Source organism: Enterobacter cloacae complex sp. 302F9, assembly GCF_050030335.1.
Taxonomy (GTDB): Bacteria; Pseudomonadota; Gammaproteobacteria; order Enterobacterales; family Enterobacteriaceae; genus Enterobacter; species Enterobacter hormaechei_C.
Genome location: NZ_JBLGUC010000001.1, coordinates 665787 through 681042 on the forward strand (window position 1 = coordinate 665787; position 15256 = coordinate 681042).

At 56.3% G+C, this 15256-nt stretch carries 16 protein-coding genes and 3 tRNA genes; 13 read left to right on the forward strand and 6 right to left on the reverse strand.

Annotation, left to right across the window (positions count from 1 at the left end; genetic code table 11):
* Window positions 1-29: 29 nt before the first annotated feature.
* A complete protein-coding gene (locus tag ACQG0T_RS03190; RefSeq protein ID WP_026080652.1) occupies window positions 30-299 on the forward strand; it encodes a DUF1435 domain-containing protein in 270 nt (89 codons plus the stop codon).
* Window positions 300-341: 42 nt separating this feature from the next.
* Here the strand turns inward: ACQG0T_RS03190 and ACQG0T_RS03195 are convergent.
* The 4 genes from ACQG0T_RS03195 to rsmC form a co-directional block, all read right to left on the reverse strand.
* Window positions 342-428, reverse strand: a tRNA-Leu gene (locus tag ACQG0T_RS03195).
* Between the two features lie 32 nt (window positions 429-460).
* Window positions 461-546 (reverse strand) — tRNA-Leu (locus ACQG0T_RS03200).
* A 28-nt stretch (window positions 547-574) separates the two neighbouring features.
* A tRNA-Leu gene (locus ACQG0T_RS03205) sits at window positions 575-661 on the reverse strand.
* Between the two features lie 144 nt (window positions 662-805).
* Window positions 806-1834, reverse strand: coding sequence for a 16S rRNA (guanine(1207)-N(2))-methyltransferase RsmC (rsmC, locus tag ACQG0T_RS03210; RefSeq protein ID WP_015572609.1), 1029 nt, complete (start codon window positions 1832-1834; stop codon window positions 806-808).
* 102 nt (window positions 1835-1936) lie between these two features.
* Between rsmC and ACQG0T_RS03215 the strand changes: the two genes are divergently transcribed.
* The 8 genes from ACQG0T_RS03215 (at window position 1937) to ACQG0T_RS03250 (ending at window position 8303) form a co-directional block, all read left to right on the forward strand.
* Window positions 1937-2350 carry a DNA polymerase III subunit psi gene (locus ACQG0T_RS03215; RefSeq protein ID WP_023295888.1) on the forward strand — a complete coding sequence of 138 codons (414 nt, stop codon included), beginning with the start codon at window positions 1937-1939 and terminating at the stop codon, window positions 2348-2350.
* A complete protein-coding gene (rimI, locus tag ACQG0T_RS03220; RefSeq protein WP_003856565.1) occupies window positions 2319-2762 on the forward strand; it encodes a ribosomal protein S18-alanine N-acetyltransferase in 444 nt (147 codons plus the stop codon). The genes ACQG0T_RS03215 and rimI overlap by 32 nt, the downstream gene beginning before the upstream one ends.
* Before the next feature lie 19 nt (window positions 2763-2781).
* Complete coding sequence (yjjG, locus tag ACQG0T_RS03225) at window positions 2782-3459, forward strand: pyrimidine 5'-nucleotidase (RefSeq protein WP_017383835.1); 678 nt, start codon at window positions 2782-2784, stop codon at window positions 3457-3459.
* 92 nt (window positions 3460-3551) lie between these two features.
* Complete coding sequence (prfC, locus tag ACQG0T_RS03230) at window positions 3552-5141, forward strand: peptide chain release factor 3 (RefSeq protein ID WP_006810210.1); 1590 nt, start codon at window positions 3552-3554, stop codon at window positions 5139-5141.
* A gap of 303 nt (window positions 5142-5444) precedes the next feature.
* Entirely contained in the window at window positions 5445-6062 is a 618-nt protein-coding gene (osmY, locus tag ACQG0T_RS03235; RefSeq protein ID WP_015572610.1) for a molecular chaperone OsmY, read from the forward strand.
* A gap of 125 nt (window positions 6063-6187) precedes the next feature.
* Entirely contained in the window at window positions 6188-6349 is a 162-nt protein-coding gene (locus ACQG0T_RS03240; protein WP_003856556.1) for a DUF1328 domain-containing protein, read from the forward strand.
* A gap of 122 nt (window positions 6350-6471) precedes the next feature.
* A complete protein-coding gene (locus ACQG0T_RS03245) occupies window positions 6472-7524 on the forward strand; it encodes a patatin-like phospholipase family protein (protein ID WP_003856550.1) in 1053 nt (350 codons plus the stop codon).
* On the forward strand, window positions 7521-8303 hold the full coding sequence (locus ACQG0T_RS03250; RefSeq protein ID WP_032652508.1) for a TatD family hydrolase: 783 nt from the start codon (window positions 7521-7523) through the stop codon (window positions 8301-8303). The genes ACQG0T_RS03245 and ACQG0T_RS03250 overlap by 4 nt, the downstream gene beginning before the upstream one ends.
* Here ACQG0T_RS03250 and ACQG0T_RS03255 read toward each other — a convergent pair.
* Window positions 8298-9158 (reverse strand): YjjW family glycine radical enzyme activase, encoded by an 861-nt coding sequence (locus tag ACQG0T_RS03255; RefSeq protein WP_017694551.1) that lies wholly within the window; start codon window positions 9156-9158, stop codon window positions 8298-8300. The two genes, ACQG0T_RS03250 and ACQG0T_RS03255, sit on opposite strands and share 6 nt — an antisense overlap.
* Window positions 9133-10668 carry a YjjI family glycine radical enzyme gene (locus tag ACQG0T_RS03260; protein ID WP_271040549.1) on the reverse strand — a complete coding sequence of 512 codons (1536 nt, stop codon included), beginning with the start codon at window positions 10666-10668 and terminating at the stop codon, window positions 9133-9135. Before ACQG0T_RS03260 ends, ACQG0T_RS03255 begins: the two co-directional genes overlap by 26 nt.
* 262 nt (window positions 10669-10930) lie before the next feature.
* On the opposite strand from ACQG0T_RS03260, the gene deoC reads away from it, so the two are divergent.
* From deoC to deoD, 4 genes are all read left to right on the forward strand, one after another.
* A complete protein-coding gene (gene deoC, locus ACQG0T_RS03265; protein ID WP_047730952.1) occupies window positions 10931-11710 on the forward strand; it encodes a deoxyribose-phosphate aldolase in 780 nt (259 codons plus the stop codon).
* A gap of 99 nt (window positions 11711-11809) precedes the next feature.
* Window positions 11810-13132, forward strand: coding sequence for a thymidine phosphorylase (deoA, locus tag ACQG0T_RS03270; protein ID WP_017383831.1), 1323 nt, complete (start codon window positions 11810-11812; stop codon window positions 13130-13132).
* A gap of 53 nt (window positions 13133-13185) precedes the next feature.
* Window positions 13186-14409 (forward strand): phosphopentomutase, encoded by a 1224-nt coding sequence (deoB, locus tag ACQG0T_RS03275; RefSeq protein ID WP_003856540.1) that lies wholly within the window; start codon window positions 13186-13188, stop codon window positions 14407-14409.
* A 126-nt stretch (window positions 14410-14535) separates the two neighbouring features.
* Window positions 14536-15255, forward strand: coding sequence for a purine-nucleoside phosphorylase (gene deoD / locus ACQG0T_RS03280; RefSeq protein WP_003856538.1), 720 nt, complete (start codon window positions 14536-14538; stop codon window positions 15253-15255).
* Window position 15256 lies beyond the last annotated feature (1 nt).

Consider the following 15256-nt stretch of genomic DNA (forward strand, 5'->3'; position numbering starts at 1 on the left):
GCATGCTGACAAGTGATAATTACTATCATATGATACTGGTTATCATTATCAGTGCGAGAGGTGAAACCATGTTGAGCAAAGCGCTGGGAAGTGGGTGGGGAATATTACTGCCTGGTTCCATTATCGGTGGGCTAATGTTTGCCGATCTCCCCATTGATGTCTGGAAAGCAATGATTGTTTCAGGCTTGCTGGTGACATCCGCAATGATCTGGCACAAACAGTTACGGCATTACGTGCTGCTGCCATCATGCGTTGCGCTAATCAGTGGACTGCTGGTGATTCTGATGAGTTTGAAATAAAAGGGAAAAACAGGAGGCACTGCTGAGGGGATGTAAGATAATTGGTGCGAGGGGGGGGACTTGAACCCCCACGTCCGTAAGGACACTAACACCTGAAGCTAGCGCGTCTACCAATTCCGCCACCTTCGCACAGTCATCTTACTGGTTTGATATCGCCTCGTTGGTGCGAGGGGGGGGACTCGAACCCCCACATCCTAAGGACACTAACACCTGAAGCTAGCGCGTCTACCAATTCCGCCACCTTCGCCCAGTGCGAGCAATATCAACGTGATTTATGGTGCGAGGGGGGGGACTTGAACCCCCACGTCCGTAAGGACACTAACACCTGAAGCTAGCGCGTCTACCAATTCCGCCACCTTCGCATACCATCGACACTGTAAAAGTATCGTAACCACGGAGGCGCATTCTAGATGTTTTCAGCTTTACGTCAACAGAAAATTGCGCACGTTGTTTTGATTGCTGCAAAAATGGGCGATGGCAGCGTCAGCCATCGCCGGACCGGGGGGTTACTTTTTCGCCTGGCGCGTCATCACGGTGCGATAGACCTTAAAGCGGCCCGTCTGGGCGATCACTTCGTGGAAGCCAAAGGTTTCATCCAGCACTTTCGGGTACGCGAGGAAGGCGTTCGCTACGATACGCAGCTCACCGCCGCTGTTGAGGTGACGGGTTGCGCCACGGATCAGCGTTTGCGCCGCTTCAAGGCTGGTCTCCATTCCGTCGTGGAACGGCGGGTTAGAGATGATCATGTCAAAGCGACCGGTCACGTCGGAGAAGACGTTGCTGGCAAACACGTCACCTTCTATGCCATTCGCAGCAAGCGTGGCGCGGCTGGCTTCTACTGCCGGGGCGCTCACGTCACACAGGGTTAAACGCACTTTTGGTGAGTGGCTGGCGAGAACCGTTGACAGCACGCCCGCGCCACAGCCGACGTCCAGCACCTTGCCCTTGGTGTGAGGCGTCAGGGTGGACAGCAGCAGCTTGCTGCCCGTATCGAGCGCATCACGACTGAACACGCCCGGCAGGGTTTTAATGGTCAGGCCGTCGAGCTGGTACTCGTCCCAGAAAGCGTCGGCATCGAAGGTGGTCTGTTTTTCCAGACGACCATGGTACAGTCCGCAGCGACGGGCGCTGTCGATTTTCGTCAGCGGCGCCCAGGCTTCGAGCATCTGCTCTGCGCTACGCACCCCGCTGCGGTTCTCACCGACAACAAAAATATCGCAGCCGACCGGCAGCAGAGAAAGCAGGTTCATCAGCTGGAACTGGGCTTCCGGCTTGTTTTTCGGCCAGTAGTAAATGAGCGTATCGCAGTCAGCAATATCGCTCTGCTCCGCCGCCAGGCTAAAGCGCGCGCGCTCGCCCATCTGGCGGCTCAGCACCTGCCAGTGGTGATAGTACTGGGTGTGGGCACGGCTTTCAGCACAGTCGAAACGCGCGGGCAGGTCATCCTGCATATCTCCGGCAAACAGAATACGGCTTTCTTCGAAATCATCACTGTGACGCAGCAAGACTTCACTTGCCGGGGTAAATGCAGACATGAATTGTTCCTCAATAAACTCAGGCGGGGATTATAGTAGGTAGATGGCGCAGTTTCGACACATTTGCTATATTTGCGCGCCTGAGAGACAGGAGTTTTCGCTATGACATCCCGACGAGACTGGCAGTTGCAGCAGCTGGGCATTACCCAGTGGGCTTTGCGTCGCCCGACGGCGTTGCGGGGCGAAATAGCCATCTCTATACCTGCGCATGTCCGCCTGGTGATGGTGGCAGAAGCGCCGCCTGCCCTGAACGAGCCCCTGATTGAGGATGTCCTTCGCACCCTGAAGGTGACCCGCGATCAGGTATTACAGCTGGCGCCCGAAAGCGTCGCGATGCTTCCCCCTGACAGCCGCTGTAACAGCTGGCGAATCGGGGCGGTGGACGAGCTACCTCTTGAAGGAAGCCAGATCAGTTCGCCAGCGCTGGACGAACTGAAAGCCAACCCAAAAGCGCGTAGCGCGCTATGGCAACAAATTTGCGAATATGAACACGATTTCTTCCCTCACGACGGCTGACCTGACCACCGCGTTCGCGATTGAAACCCGCGCCCATGCCTTTCCGTGGAGCGAAAAGACGTTTGCCAGCAATCAGGGCGAACGCTATTTAAATCTCCGCCTGGACGTTGACGGTGCGATGGCTGCGTTCGCCATCACGCAGGTCGTTCTGGACGAGGCGACGCTGTTTAATATTGCGGTCGATCCCGCTTATCAGCGCCGCGGGCTGGGCAGGGAACTGCTTGAGCACCTCATTCGTGAGCTGGAAACCCGTGACGTTTTCACCCTGTGGCTGGAGGTGCGCGCGTCCAATGTCGCTGCCATCGCGCTCTATGAAAGCTTAGGCTTCAACGAGGCGACTATCCGCCGTAACTACTACCCCACCGCAGAGGGACGTGAAGACGCCATTATCATGGCTCTGCCGATTGGATAACGAAAATAAGGTTGTAACGATGAAATGGGACTGGATTTTCTTTGATGCCGACGAAACGCTGTTTACGTTTGACTCGTTCGGCGGCCTACAGCGAATGTTTCTCGACTATAGCGTGACGTTCACCGCGGAAGATTTTCAGGACTATCAGGCGGTGAACAAACCGCTGTGGGTGGATTACCAGAACGGAGCCATCACCGCGTTACAGCTTCAGCATCAGCGTTTTGACGTGTGGGCTGAACGGTTAAACGTCAGTCCTGGGGCGCTGAACGAGGCCTTCCTGAATGCGATGGCGGATATCTGCGCGCCGCTGCCCGGCGCCGTTTCTCTGCTGGATTCGCTGAAAGGGAAGGTGAAGCTTGGGATCATTACCAACGGCTTTACCGCGCTTCAGCAGATCCGCCTTGAACGCACCGGCCTGCGCGATCATTTCGACGCGCTGGTGATCTCCGAAGAGGTGGGCGTACCGAAGCCGGATCCGCGTATTTTCGATTATGCGCTGGCGCAAGCGGGCAATCCTGACCGCGATCGCGTGCTGATGGTGGGGGATACGGCAGAATCTGATATTCTGGGAGGTATGAGATCGGGCCTGTCGACCGTCTGGCTGAATGCGCATGGCCGCACGCTGCCGGAAGGCATCGAACCGACCTGGACCGTTACATCATTGAACGAACTGGAGCAGCTCCTGTGTAAACAATGATTGCCTGCCCCCTGTTGATGGGTAAAATAGCCGCATTTTTCGTATTCCATGATGCGCGGCCTGCTGCCGCGCTTACCTAAGAAGAATTGATTATGACGTTGTCTCCTTATCTGCAAGAGGTGGCCAAACGCCGCACTTTTGCCATTATCTCGCACCCGGATGCCGGTAAAACGACCATCACCGAGAAGGTGTTGCTGTTCGGACAGGCGATCCAGACCGCGGGTACCGTTAAAGGCCGTGGCTCCAGCCAGCATGCTAAATCCGACTGGATGGAGATGGAAAAGCAGCGTGGTATTTCGATTACCACCTCCGTGATGCAGTTCCCGTATCACGACTGCCTGGTGAACCTGCTGGACACCCCGGGCCACGAAGACTTCTCCGAAGATACCTACCGTACCCTGACGGCGGTGGACTGCTGCCTGATGGTGATCGACGCCGCGAAAGGTGTTGAAGATCGTACCCGCAAGCTGATGGAAGTCACCCGTCTGCGCGATACGCCGATCCTCACCTTTATGAACAAACTCGACCGTGACATCCGTGATCCGATGGAGCTGATGGATGAAGTGGAAAACGAGCTGAAGATTGCCTGCGCGCCAATCACCTGGCCGATTGGCTGCGGCAAGCTGTTCAAAGGGGTTTACCACCTCTATAAAGACGAAACCTACCTGTACCAGACCGGTAAGGGCCACACCATTCAGGAAGTCCGCATTGTGAAAGGTCTGGACAACCCGGAGCTGGACGCCGCTGTCGGTGAAGAACTGGCCGCCCAGCTGCGCGATGAGCTGGAGCTGGTTAAAGGCGCGTCGCATGAGTTCGACAGAGAGCTGTTCCTGAGCGGTGAAATTACCCCGGTCTTCTTCGGTACCGCACTCGGCAACTTCGGCGTTGACCATATGCTCGACGGTCTGGTTGAGTGGGCCCCGCAGCCGATGCCGCGTAAGACCGACACCCGCGAAGTAGAAGCGAAGGAAGAGAAGTTCTCCGGCTTCGTCTTTAAAATTCAGGCCAACATGGACCCGAAACACCGCGACCGCGTCGCCTTTATGCGCGTGGTCTCCGGTAAGTATGAGAAGGGCATGAAGCTGCGTCAGGTCCGTATCGGTAAAGACGTGGTGATCTCCGACGCGCTGACCTTCATGGCGGGCGACCGTTCGCATGTAGAAGAAGCCTATCCGGGTGACATCATTGGCTTACACAACCACGGTACCATTCAGATTGGTGATACTTTCACGCAGGGCGAAATGATGAAGTTCACCGGTATCCCGAACTTCGCGCCAGAACTGTTCCGCCGCATTCGCCTGCGCGATCCGCTGAAGCAGAAGCAGCTGCTGAAAGGCCTGGTCCAGCTTTCCGAAGAGGGCGCGGTACAGGTGTTCCGCCCAATCGCCAACAACGATCTGATCGTGGGCGCGGTGGGTGTGCTCCAGTTCGACGTGGTGGTTGCCCGTCTTAAGAGCGAGTACAACGTGGAAGCGATTTACGAATCGGTGAACGTGGCGACGGCGCGCTGGGTTGAGTGTTCTGACGTGAAGAAATTCGAAGAATTTAAACGTAAGAACGAAGTTCAGCTGGCGCTGGACGGTGGCGATAACCTGACCTATATCGCCCCAACCATGGTAAACCTGAACCTGACGCAGGAACGTTATCCTGATGTTCAGTTCCGCAAAACGCGCGAGCATTAATTTCCTCTCAGGGCACGGCAGCCGCCGTGCTCTTCTTTAATTCCTGTGTTATTAAACCCTTGCGGAATGTTCTTAATTCACCGCAATTTTTTGCTATTCGTTCGTTTTTTCCCCAATTCTGAATGCACCCCTCTGATTGTGATCTATATTTAACTCAGTGTTTAGCACCGGGCGTGGATGAATTAACTGTTCAATGCATGTCGATTGGTTCTCCATTTTGCCCCGGTGTTAATTCGCAATATATAAAACCAAGATTAGGGAAGTATGTCGCCCAAATAATGGGCAAAACACAGGAATAAATCGATGAATATGACAAGACTGAAGATTTCTAAAACTCTGCTGGCTGTAACATTGGGTAGTGTCCTGGTAAGCGGTTCTGCTCTGGCGGAAACCAGCACCATGGATAAAGCGCAAAATTCCGCCAATACCGCAGGGGAAAAAATCGATAGCTCTATGAATAAAGTCGGTAATTTCATGGATGACAGCTCAATCACAGCAAAAGTGAAAGCCGCACTGGTGGATCACGAATCCATCAAGAGCACCGATATTTCTGTTAAAACCGACAACAAGGTTGTCACCCTGAGCGGTTTCGTTGAAAGCCAGACCCAGGCCGAAGAAGCCGTTAAAGTGGCGAAAGGCGTTGAGGGCGTAAGCTCCGTCAGCGACAAATTGCACGTACGTGACAGCAAAGAATCGTCGGTGAAGGGCTATGCCGGAGATGCAGCAACTACCAGCGAAATCAAAGCTAAACTGTTAGCTGACGACATCGTGCCATCCCGTATGGTGAAAGTTGAAACCACCGATGGTGTGGTCCAGCTGTCCGGTACGGTTGAGAATCAGGCACAAAGCGATCGTGCCGAGTCAATTGCGAAAGCTATTGATGGTGTGAAAAGCGTCAAAAACGATCTGAAAACGAAGTAAAGCAGTACCATTCGCCCGTCTGGCTGAAAACCGCGGGCGAAATAAAAACGATTCTGGAAAAGCCGGTGAGTGACCTGAGCGCTCACGTTTAGCGGCCGACATTAACTATGGTAAAGGAGAGGCTTATGTTTCGTTGGGGCATTATATTTCTGGTTATCGCGTTAATTGCCGCCGCATTGGGCTTTGGTGGACTGGCGGGTACCGCGGCATGGGCAGCGAAAATTGTCTTCGTCGTCGGTATTATTCTGTTCCTGGTCAGCCTGTTTACGGGTCGACGTCGCCCGTAGCAAACGCAATATTTACTAAACAAACTCAAGCCAGTCCTCGTGACTGGCTTTTTCTCGTTTGAGAACCACCGGGGAAGTGCGTTACTGTGTCTCATCAAAATAATGAAAACAGGAAGGCAGAGGTGGGGCAACGAATTCCCGTTACGCTCGGCAATATTGCGCCGCTGACGTTAAAACCGTTTCATGCAGGCCAGCTTGCGCTGGTCTGTGAAGGGGGAGGGCAGCGCGGTATCTTTACCGCCGGCGTGCTTGACGAATTTATGCGCGCACAATTCAACCCGTTCGATCTCTATTTCGGCACCTCTGCCGGGGCGCAGAACCTCTCCGCCTATGTCTGCAACCAGCCCGGCTATGCGCGCAAAGTGATTATGCGCTACACCACCTCCAAAGAATTCTTCAATCCGGTACGCTTCGTACGCGGCGGGAACCTGATCGATCTCGACTGGTTACTGGATGCTACCTCCAGCCAGATGCCGCTGGCCATGGATACCGCGTCACGTCTGTTCGATACCGGCAAAGAGTTCTGGATGTGCGCCAGCCGTGGCGATGACTATTCGCCGGGTTACTTTTCGCCGCAGAAAGAGAACTGGCTGGATATCATCCGCGCGTCCAGCGCGATCCCGGGATTCTACCGCACCGGCGCCCTGCTGGAGGGGATAAGCTATCTTGACGGCGGTATCAGCGACGCGGTGCCGGTACAGGAGGCGGCGCGGCGCGGGGCAAAAACCATTGTGGTGATCCGCACGGTGCCTTCGCAGATGTATTACACCCCACAGTGGTTTAAGCGGATGGAACGCTGGCTGGGCGACAGCAGCCTGCAACCGCTGGTGAATATCGCGAAGCAGCATGAAACCACCTACGGCGCGATGCAGCGTTTTATTGAAAAACCACCGGGCAAGCTGCGCATCTTTGAAATTTATCCGCCTAAGCCGCTGTTGAGCATGGCGCTGGGCAGTCGGCTGCCTGCGTTGCGTATGGATTACAAAACGGGGCGGCTGTGCGGGCGTTACTTCCTGGCGACCGTCGGGAAAATGCTGGCGGAGCAACCGCCTCTTCATCGGCATAAAAGCATCATTTTGCCGCCTGCCGTTGTGGCCAATGACGCGGTGGCGATGCCGCTGGTGGACGCGCCGCAGGCCAACGATGGCTTACTCGATAACGAGGATCTGGCGTGACGCACTGCTTTATCGATACCCATTGCCACTTTGATTTCCCGCCGTTTAGCGGGGAGGAAACATCAAGTATTGCGCGCGCGGCTGAGGCCGGTGTGAGAGCCATTATTGTGCCCGCTATTGAAGCGGCGAGATTCGACAAAGTTCTGGCGCTTGCCCGGGAGCACGATGCGCTGTATGCCGCGCTGGGTCTGCATCCGATCGTTATTGAGCACCATCTTGATGACCATCTCGACAGGCTGGATGCCACGCTGCAAAATGCGGATACGAAGCTGGTTGCCATCGGTGAGATCGGCCTCGATCTCTATCGTGAAGATCCGCAGTTTGAGCGCCAGCAGACGATCCTGGATGCGCAGCTCCGGCTGGCAAAGCGCCACGATCTGCCGGTGATCCTCCACTCCAGACGTACCCATGACAAACTGGCGATGCACCTGAAGCGTATCGACGTGCCGCGCAGGGGCGTGGTCCATGGTTTCGCTGGAAGCCTTCAGCAGGCGCAGCGTTTTATTGAGCTGGGCTATAAGATTGGCGTCGGTGGCACCATTACCTATCCGCGTGCCAGCAAAACCCGTGATGTGATGGCGCAGCTCCCGCTGACCTCGCTCCTGCTGGAAACGGATGCGCCTGACATGCCGCTGAATGGTTTTCAGGGCCAGCCCAACCGCCCGGAGCAGGCGGCGCGCGTTTTTGATGTGCTGTGTGAGCTGCGTCAGGAGCCTGAAGATGTGATTGCCAGCGCGCTGCTGGAAAACACCCGCGCGGTCTTCGGCATCACGCTATAGATAAAGGGCCGGGCGGATCACCGTGATCTGCTGCCGTTCCAGGGCCTGCGCCAGCGGCTCGATGTCCTCCGGCGTGGCGCTCCGCCATCGCGCCGCCTCCCCGTAAACCCCATGAGCATGAAACGCGTTGATCCGCACAGGAACGTTCCCCAACGCGTGGATAAAAGCGGTCAGCGATGGCAGATGGTGCAGATAATCACACCGAGCGGGGATCACCAGCAGGCGCAGCTCCGTCAGGCGATGACGATCGGCCAGCCAGCGGATGCTCTGCTTGATCTGCGTGTTTTCGCGCCCGGTCAGAAAACGGTGATGTTCATTGCCCCAGGCTTTCAGATCCACCATCGCGCCGTCAAACACCGGTAACAGCTTTTGCCAGCCGGTTTCGCTTAACAGGCCGTTGCTGTCCACCAGGCACGTCAGATGGCGCAGGGACGGATCGGCTTTGATCGCGGTGAACAGCGCAACCAAAAACGGCAGCTGCGTGGTGGCCTCACCCCCGCTGACGGTCACGCCCTCAATAAACGGCGCGGACGTGCGAACCCGGGAGAGGATCTCCTCGACGCTATAGCGCTGCGCCATCGGCGTCGCCTGCTGCTGACACAGGTGCAGACAGGTGTCGCACTGCTGACAGTGACTCTCCTGCCACCAGACGCGCCCGGCCTGAATTGCCAGCGCATCATGAGGACAGTGGGGAACACAGTCGCCGCAGTCGTTGCAGCGCCCTATCGTCCACGGGTTGTGGCAGGTTTTGCAGCGCAGGTTACAGCCCTGGAGGAACAACGCCAGGCGGCTGCCCGGCCCGTCCACGCAGGAGAAGGGTATGACCTGACTAACTAAAGCGCATCTGCTGTTCATGACTTATCACGCGCGGCTGACGTTCCAGAATACGGGTATTGCGCGCGGCCTCCTCGCCGAGCCAGGTGGTGTTGGTGCGCGAGCCGGCCTCCCGGTATTTCTCCAGATCGGAGAGCCGCACCATATACCCGGTGACGCGCACCAGGTCGTTTCCAGCTACATTCGCGGTGAACTCACGCATACCGGCGTTGAACGCCCCCAGGCACAGCTGCACCACAGCCTGAGGATTGCGTTTAACCGTTTCCTCCAGGGTGAGAATATCGCTGATCCCCGAATGATAGTGTTTATGGTGCGGCGCCACGGCCAGCAGGTGGCTGACAGGGTCCGGTTCGTCGCCGTACGGCAGACGTGCGCCCGGCGTGGTGCCAGAATCGGAACTGATCCCAGACTGGGCATGCAGCATCGCGCGGTGCTGCCAGCCGTGTTTCACCGGCGTGTTTTCAACAAACGCCGCAAGCTGTTCACTGATGCGGTAGCCCAGCGCATTGGCCTGTTCGTTCTTACCGTAACGTCCCGTAATGCCTGCTTTCTCGCACAGCACATTCACCGCTTCGGCCAGACCGTACATGCCAAACATCGGCACAAAGCGATCGGCATCAATCAGCCCCTCTTTCACCAGGAAGCTATTCTCAAAGAAGCCGGATTGTTCATATAGAAAATCGCAGCGCGCATTGATGATCGCGATTTGTTGCTGGCAGTAGTGGGGAAGGGTACGGGTGAAAAAGTCTTCCGGTGAGCGGCTGTGTTCCGCAATCGCCTTCAGGTTAAGGCGCACCAGCGTGCTACCGCCGCCCGCCAGCGGCAGGGAGTTGTAACAGCTCACCACGCCATAGCGACCTTTTGTGAAAATTTTATCATTCACCGGGCCATTAGAAATATGCGGTTTACTACATTCACAAATGTTTTCCGCCACGCTCAGCAGCAGATCGCCGGGGGTTACATTCGGGTCGTAGATAAAGGTCAGGTTCGGCGCAACCTGCTTCAGTTCTGCATCCGCGCGAAGGATGGCTCGGGTGACAGGCGTATCCGCCGGGCCGATATTGGCATGCATAAACGCATCGGGCAGGGTTCTGTCCAGGTAACGCCAGAAACGTTTTATTCGGCTATCAATTTCATCCTGTGTTAGAATTTTAACATAGGGGCTGAGTATCTCATCGAGCTGGCCCAGATAGACCGGCATCGATGTGACGGACGGAACATGGTGATAAAGGATAGTGAGCAGCGAGAGGGCATCATCCAGATCTTTAGCCCCTTCCAGCTCCAGCCATTCTGAGCCGTTAGCCAGAAATTTAGCGTAGTCCGGCAGCACGTAGCGCGGTTTGTAAGGCGCATGGCCTTCGAACATGTCGCAGATGAATCCCTCGTCCAGCGCGGCCCGGGCCGCCTCTGGCAGAGCGGGATAGGGCAGATTGTTCTCTGCTTCCAGCGCCAGAAAATGACGTTTTTGTTCCGGGGTTAACACCGGGCTGGTCACAATGTGCTGGCAACGTTGTTGCAGGGCGTCGGGCATGTTCACTTCCTTGGTTGTTCTGCGGATAGTGAACGAATTGTAGGAAGCCAGCCTGGTGGCGCTTTTGATCAGACAGGGGATATCGCCGATTTAGTCAGCAATTAACGCACTAAAATTTGAAGAAGATCTCATTACAGTAATGCAAATTTGCACATAGTTTTCATTAACTGTGATGAATGTCGAAGTGTGGATGCGGGTGAATGTTAGAATACTCACAGACCCGCAAGGTAAAATTTATACGGCACTGCCGTTGGAGAATGTTATGACCGATTTAACTGCAAGCAGCCTGCGCGCGTTGAAACTGATGGACCTGACCACCCTGAACGATGACGACACCAATGAAAAAGTCATCGCCCTGTGCCATCAGGCGAAAACGCCAGTGGGTAACACCGCCGCCGTCTGTATCTATCCGCGCTTTATCCCGATTGCCCGCAAAACGCTGAAAGAGCAGGGCACGCCGGATGTGCGCATTGCCACCGTAACTAACTTCCCGCACGGCAACGACGATATCGAGATCGCGCTGGCAGAAACCCGCGCGGCGATTGCGTACGGCGCAGACGAAGTTGACGTGGTATTCCCGTACCGCGCGCTGATCGCCGGCAACGAGCAGGTCGGTTTTGACCTGGTGAAAGCCTGTAAAGACGCGTGCGCGGCGGCAAACGTGCTGCTGAAAGTGATCATCGAAACCGGCGAGCTGAAAGAAGAGCAGCTGATTCGTAAAGCGTCTGAAATCTCCATCAAAGCGGGCGCGGACTTCATTAAAACTTCTACCGGTAAAGTGCCGGTCAACGCTACCCCGGAAAGCGCACGCATCATGATGGAAGTCATCCGTGATATGGGCGTGTCCAAAACCGTTGGCTTCAAACCGGCGGGCGGCGTGCGTACCGCGGAAGACGCGCAGCAGTTCCTGGCGATTGCCGACGAGCTGTTCGGCGCCGACTGGGCTGATTCCCGCCACTACCGCTTCGGCGCGTCCAGCCTGCTGGCCAGCCTGCTGAAAGCGCTGGGTCACGGTGACGGTAAGAGCGCAAGCAGCTACTAAGTTGAATTGCCGGGTGGCGCTACGCTAACCCGGCCTACAGGATCGTAGGGCGGGTCAACATATCCGCCGCCATTCACCCGATTCCGCATGGAGGTTACCGTGTTTCTCGCACAAGAAATTATTCGTAAAAAACGTGATGGTCATGCATTAAGCGACGAAGAAATCCGCTTTTTTATCAATGGCATTCGTGATAACACCATCTCTGAAGGGCAGATTGCGGCTCTGGCGATGACCATTTTCTTCCACGATATGTCGATGCCTGAGCGCGTGTCGCTGACCATGGCGATGCGAGATTCAGGAACCGTTCTGGACTGGAAAAGCCTCAACCTCAACGGCCCGATTGTGGACAAACACTCCACCGGCGGCGTGGGCGACGTGACCTCCCTGATGCTTGGCCCGATGGTGGCAGCCTGTGGCGGTTACATCCCGATGATTTCCGGGCGCGGCCTGGGTCATACCGGCGGTACGCTCGACAAACTGGAAGCCATTCCGGGCTTCGATATCTTCCCGGATGACAACCGCTTCCGCGACATTATTAAAGACGTTGGCGTGGCGATTATCGGCCAGACCAGCTCTCTTGCTCCGGCTGACAAGCGTTTCTACGCGACGCGTGACATTACCGCGACCGTAGACTCCATCCCGCTGATCACTGCCTCTATCCTTGCCAAAAAACTGGCGGAAGGTCTGGATGCGCTGGTGATGGATGTGAAAGTGGGCAGCGGCGCGTTTATGCCAACCTATGAACTCTCTGAGGCGCTGGCCGAAGCGATCGTTGGCGTCTCCAACGGCGCGGGCGTGCGCACCACTGCACTGCTGACGGACATGAACCAGGTGCTGGCCTCCAGCGCCGGTAACGCGGTTGAAGTCCGTGAGGCCGTGCAGTTCCTCACAGGCGAATACCGTAACCCGCGCCTGTTCGATGTCACCATGGCGCTGTGCGTTGAGATGTTAATCTCCGGCAAGTTGGCCAAAGACGACGCGGAAGCCCGCGCGAAGCTTCAGGCGGTGCTGGACAACGGCAAAGCGGCGGAGATCTTTGGTCGGATGGTGGCGGCGCAGAAAGGCCCGACCGACTTCGTGGAAAACTACGCGAAATACCTGCCCACCGCGATGCTCAGCAAAGCGGTCTATGCGGACAGCGAAGGCTTTGTCTCGGCTATGGATACCCGCGCGCTCGGCATGGCTGTTGTGTCTATGGGCGGCGGTCGTCGTCAGGCATCGGACACCATTGATTACAGCGTCGGCTTTACTGATATGGCCCGTCTGGGCGACAGCGTTGACGGCCAACGTCCGCTGGCGGTGATCCACGCGAAAGACGAAGCCAGCTGGCAGGACGCGGCGAAAGCGGTGAAGGCGGCAATATCTCTTGACGATAAAGCACCGGAAACCACACCGACGGTCTATCGTCGTATCACTGAATAGCGGTATACTGAACTGATCGCATTTTTATGAAGCACTAAGTACGGAGAACAATTATGAAACGTGCATTTATTATGGTGCTGGACTCATTCGGCATCGGCGCAACCGAAGATGCAGAACGATTTGGTGACGTGGGTTCCGATACCCTGGGTCACATCGCGGAAGCCTGTGCAAAAGGCGAAGCGGACAACGGTCGTAAAGGCCCTCTGAACCTGCCAAACCTGACCCGTCTGGGGCTGGTAAAAGCGCATGAAGGCTCTACCGGTAAGATCGCAGCCGGTATGGACGGTAACGCGGAAGTCGTGGGCGCCTACGCGTGGGCGCACGAGCTCTCTTCCGGGAAAGATACTCCGTCCGGTCACTGGGAAATTGCCGGCGTGCCGGTGCTGTTTGACTGGGGCTACTTCTCCGATCACGAGAACAGCTTCCCGCAGGAGCTGCTCGATAAGCTGGTGAAGCGCGCCAACCTGCCGGGCTACCTCGGCAACTGCCACTCTTCCGGTACCGTGATTCTGGATCAGCTTGGCGAAGAGCACATGAAAACCGGTAAACCGATTTTCTATACCTCTGCTGACTCCGTGTTCCAGATCGCCTGCCATGAAGAGACGTTTGGCCTGGATAAACTGTACGAGCTGTGCGAGATCGCCCGTGAAGAGCTGACCGAAGGCGGCTACAACATTGGCCGCGTTATCGCGCGTCCGTTTATCGGCGACAAAGCGGGTAACTTCCAGCGTACCGGCAACCGTCACGATCTGGCCGTGGAGCCACCGGCGCCGACCGTGCTGCAAAAACTCGTCGATGAGAAAGACGGCCACGTGGTTTCCGTGGGTAAAATCGCGGACATTTACGCCAACTGCGGCATTACCAAAAAGGTCAAAGCGACCGGTCTGGATGCGCTGTTCGACGCCACCATCAAAGAGATGAAAGAAGCGGGCGATAAGACCATTGTCTTCACCAACTTCGTGGACTTCGACTCCTCCTGGGGCCACCGTCGCGACGTCGCCGGTTATGCTGCGGGTCTGGAGCTGTTTGACCGCCGTCTGCCAGAGCTGATGGAGCTGGTGGGGGAAGATGACATTCTGATCCTGACCGCTGACCATGGCTGTGACCCGACCTGGACCGGTACCGACCACACCCGTGAGCACATTCCGGTGCTGGTGTACGGCCCGAAAGTCAAACCGGGCTCGCTGGGTCACCGTGAGACCTTCGCGGACATCGGCCAGACGATTGCGAAATACTTTGGTACGTCTGACATGGAATATGGCAAGGCTATGTTCTAAACGGATTGGGTGCGGCCTGATGCCCTCACCCCGGCCCTCTCCCACCGGGAGAGGGAGAAACAGAATGTAGGCCGGGTAAGGCGTAGCCGCCACCCGGCAAAAACAACAATGTAAAAGGAACTGAAGATGGCAACTCCTCACATTAATGCAGAAATGGGTGATTTCGCTGACGTCGTATTGATGCCGGGCGACCCGCTGCGCGCGAAGCACATTGCAGAAACCTTCCTCGAAGACGTGCGTGAAGTGAACAACGTGCGCGGCATGCTGGGCTTCACCGGCACCTATAAAGGCCGCAAAATCTCCGTGATGGGTCACGGCATGGGTATCCCATCCTGCTCCATCTACACCAAAGAGCTGATCACCGATTTCGGCGTGAAGAAAATCATCCGTGTCGGCTCCTGCGGCGCAGTGCGCATGGACGTTAAGCTGCGTGACGTGGTGATCGGCATGGGCGCGTGCACCGACTCTAAAGTCAACCGCATTCGCTTCAAAGATCATGATTTTGCAGCCATCGCTGACTTTGACATGGTGCGTAACGCGGTTGACGCGGCAAAAGCGCTGGGCGTTGACGCGCGCGTGGGCAACCTGTTCTCTGCCGATCTGTTCTACTCGCCAGAAGGTGACATGTTCGACGTGATGGAAAAATACGGCATTCTGGGCGTGGAAATGGAAGCGGCCGGTATCTACGGCGTGGCGGCTGAATTCGGTGCGAAAGCGCTGACCATCTGCACCGTGTCTGACCACATCCGTACCCACGAGCAGACTACCGCTGCCGAGCGTCAGACCACCTTCAACGACATGATCAAAATCGCGCTGGAATCCGTTCTGCTCGGCGATAAAGAGTAAT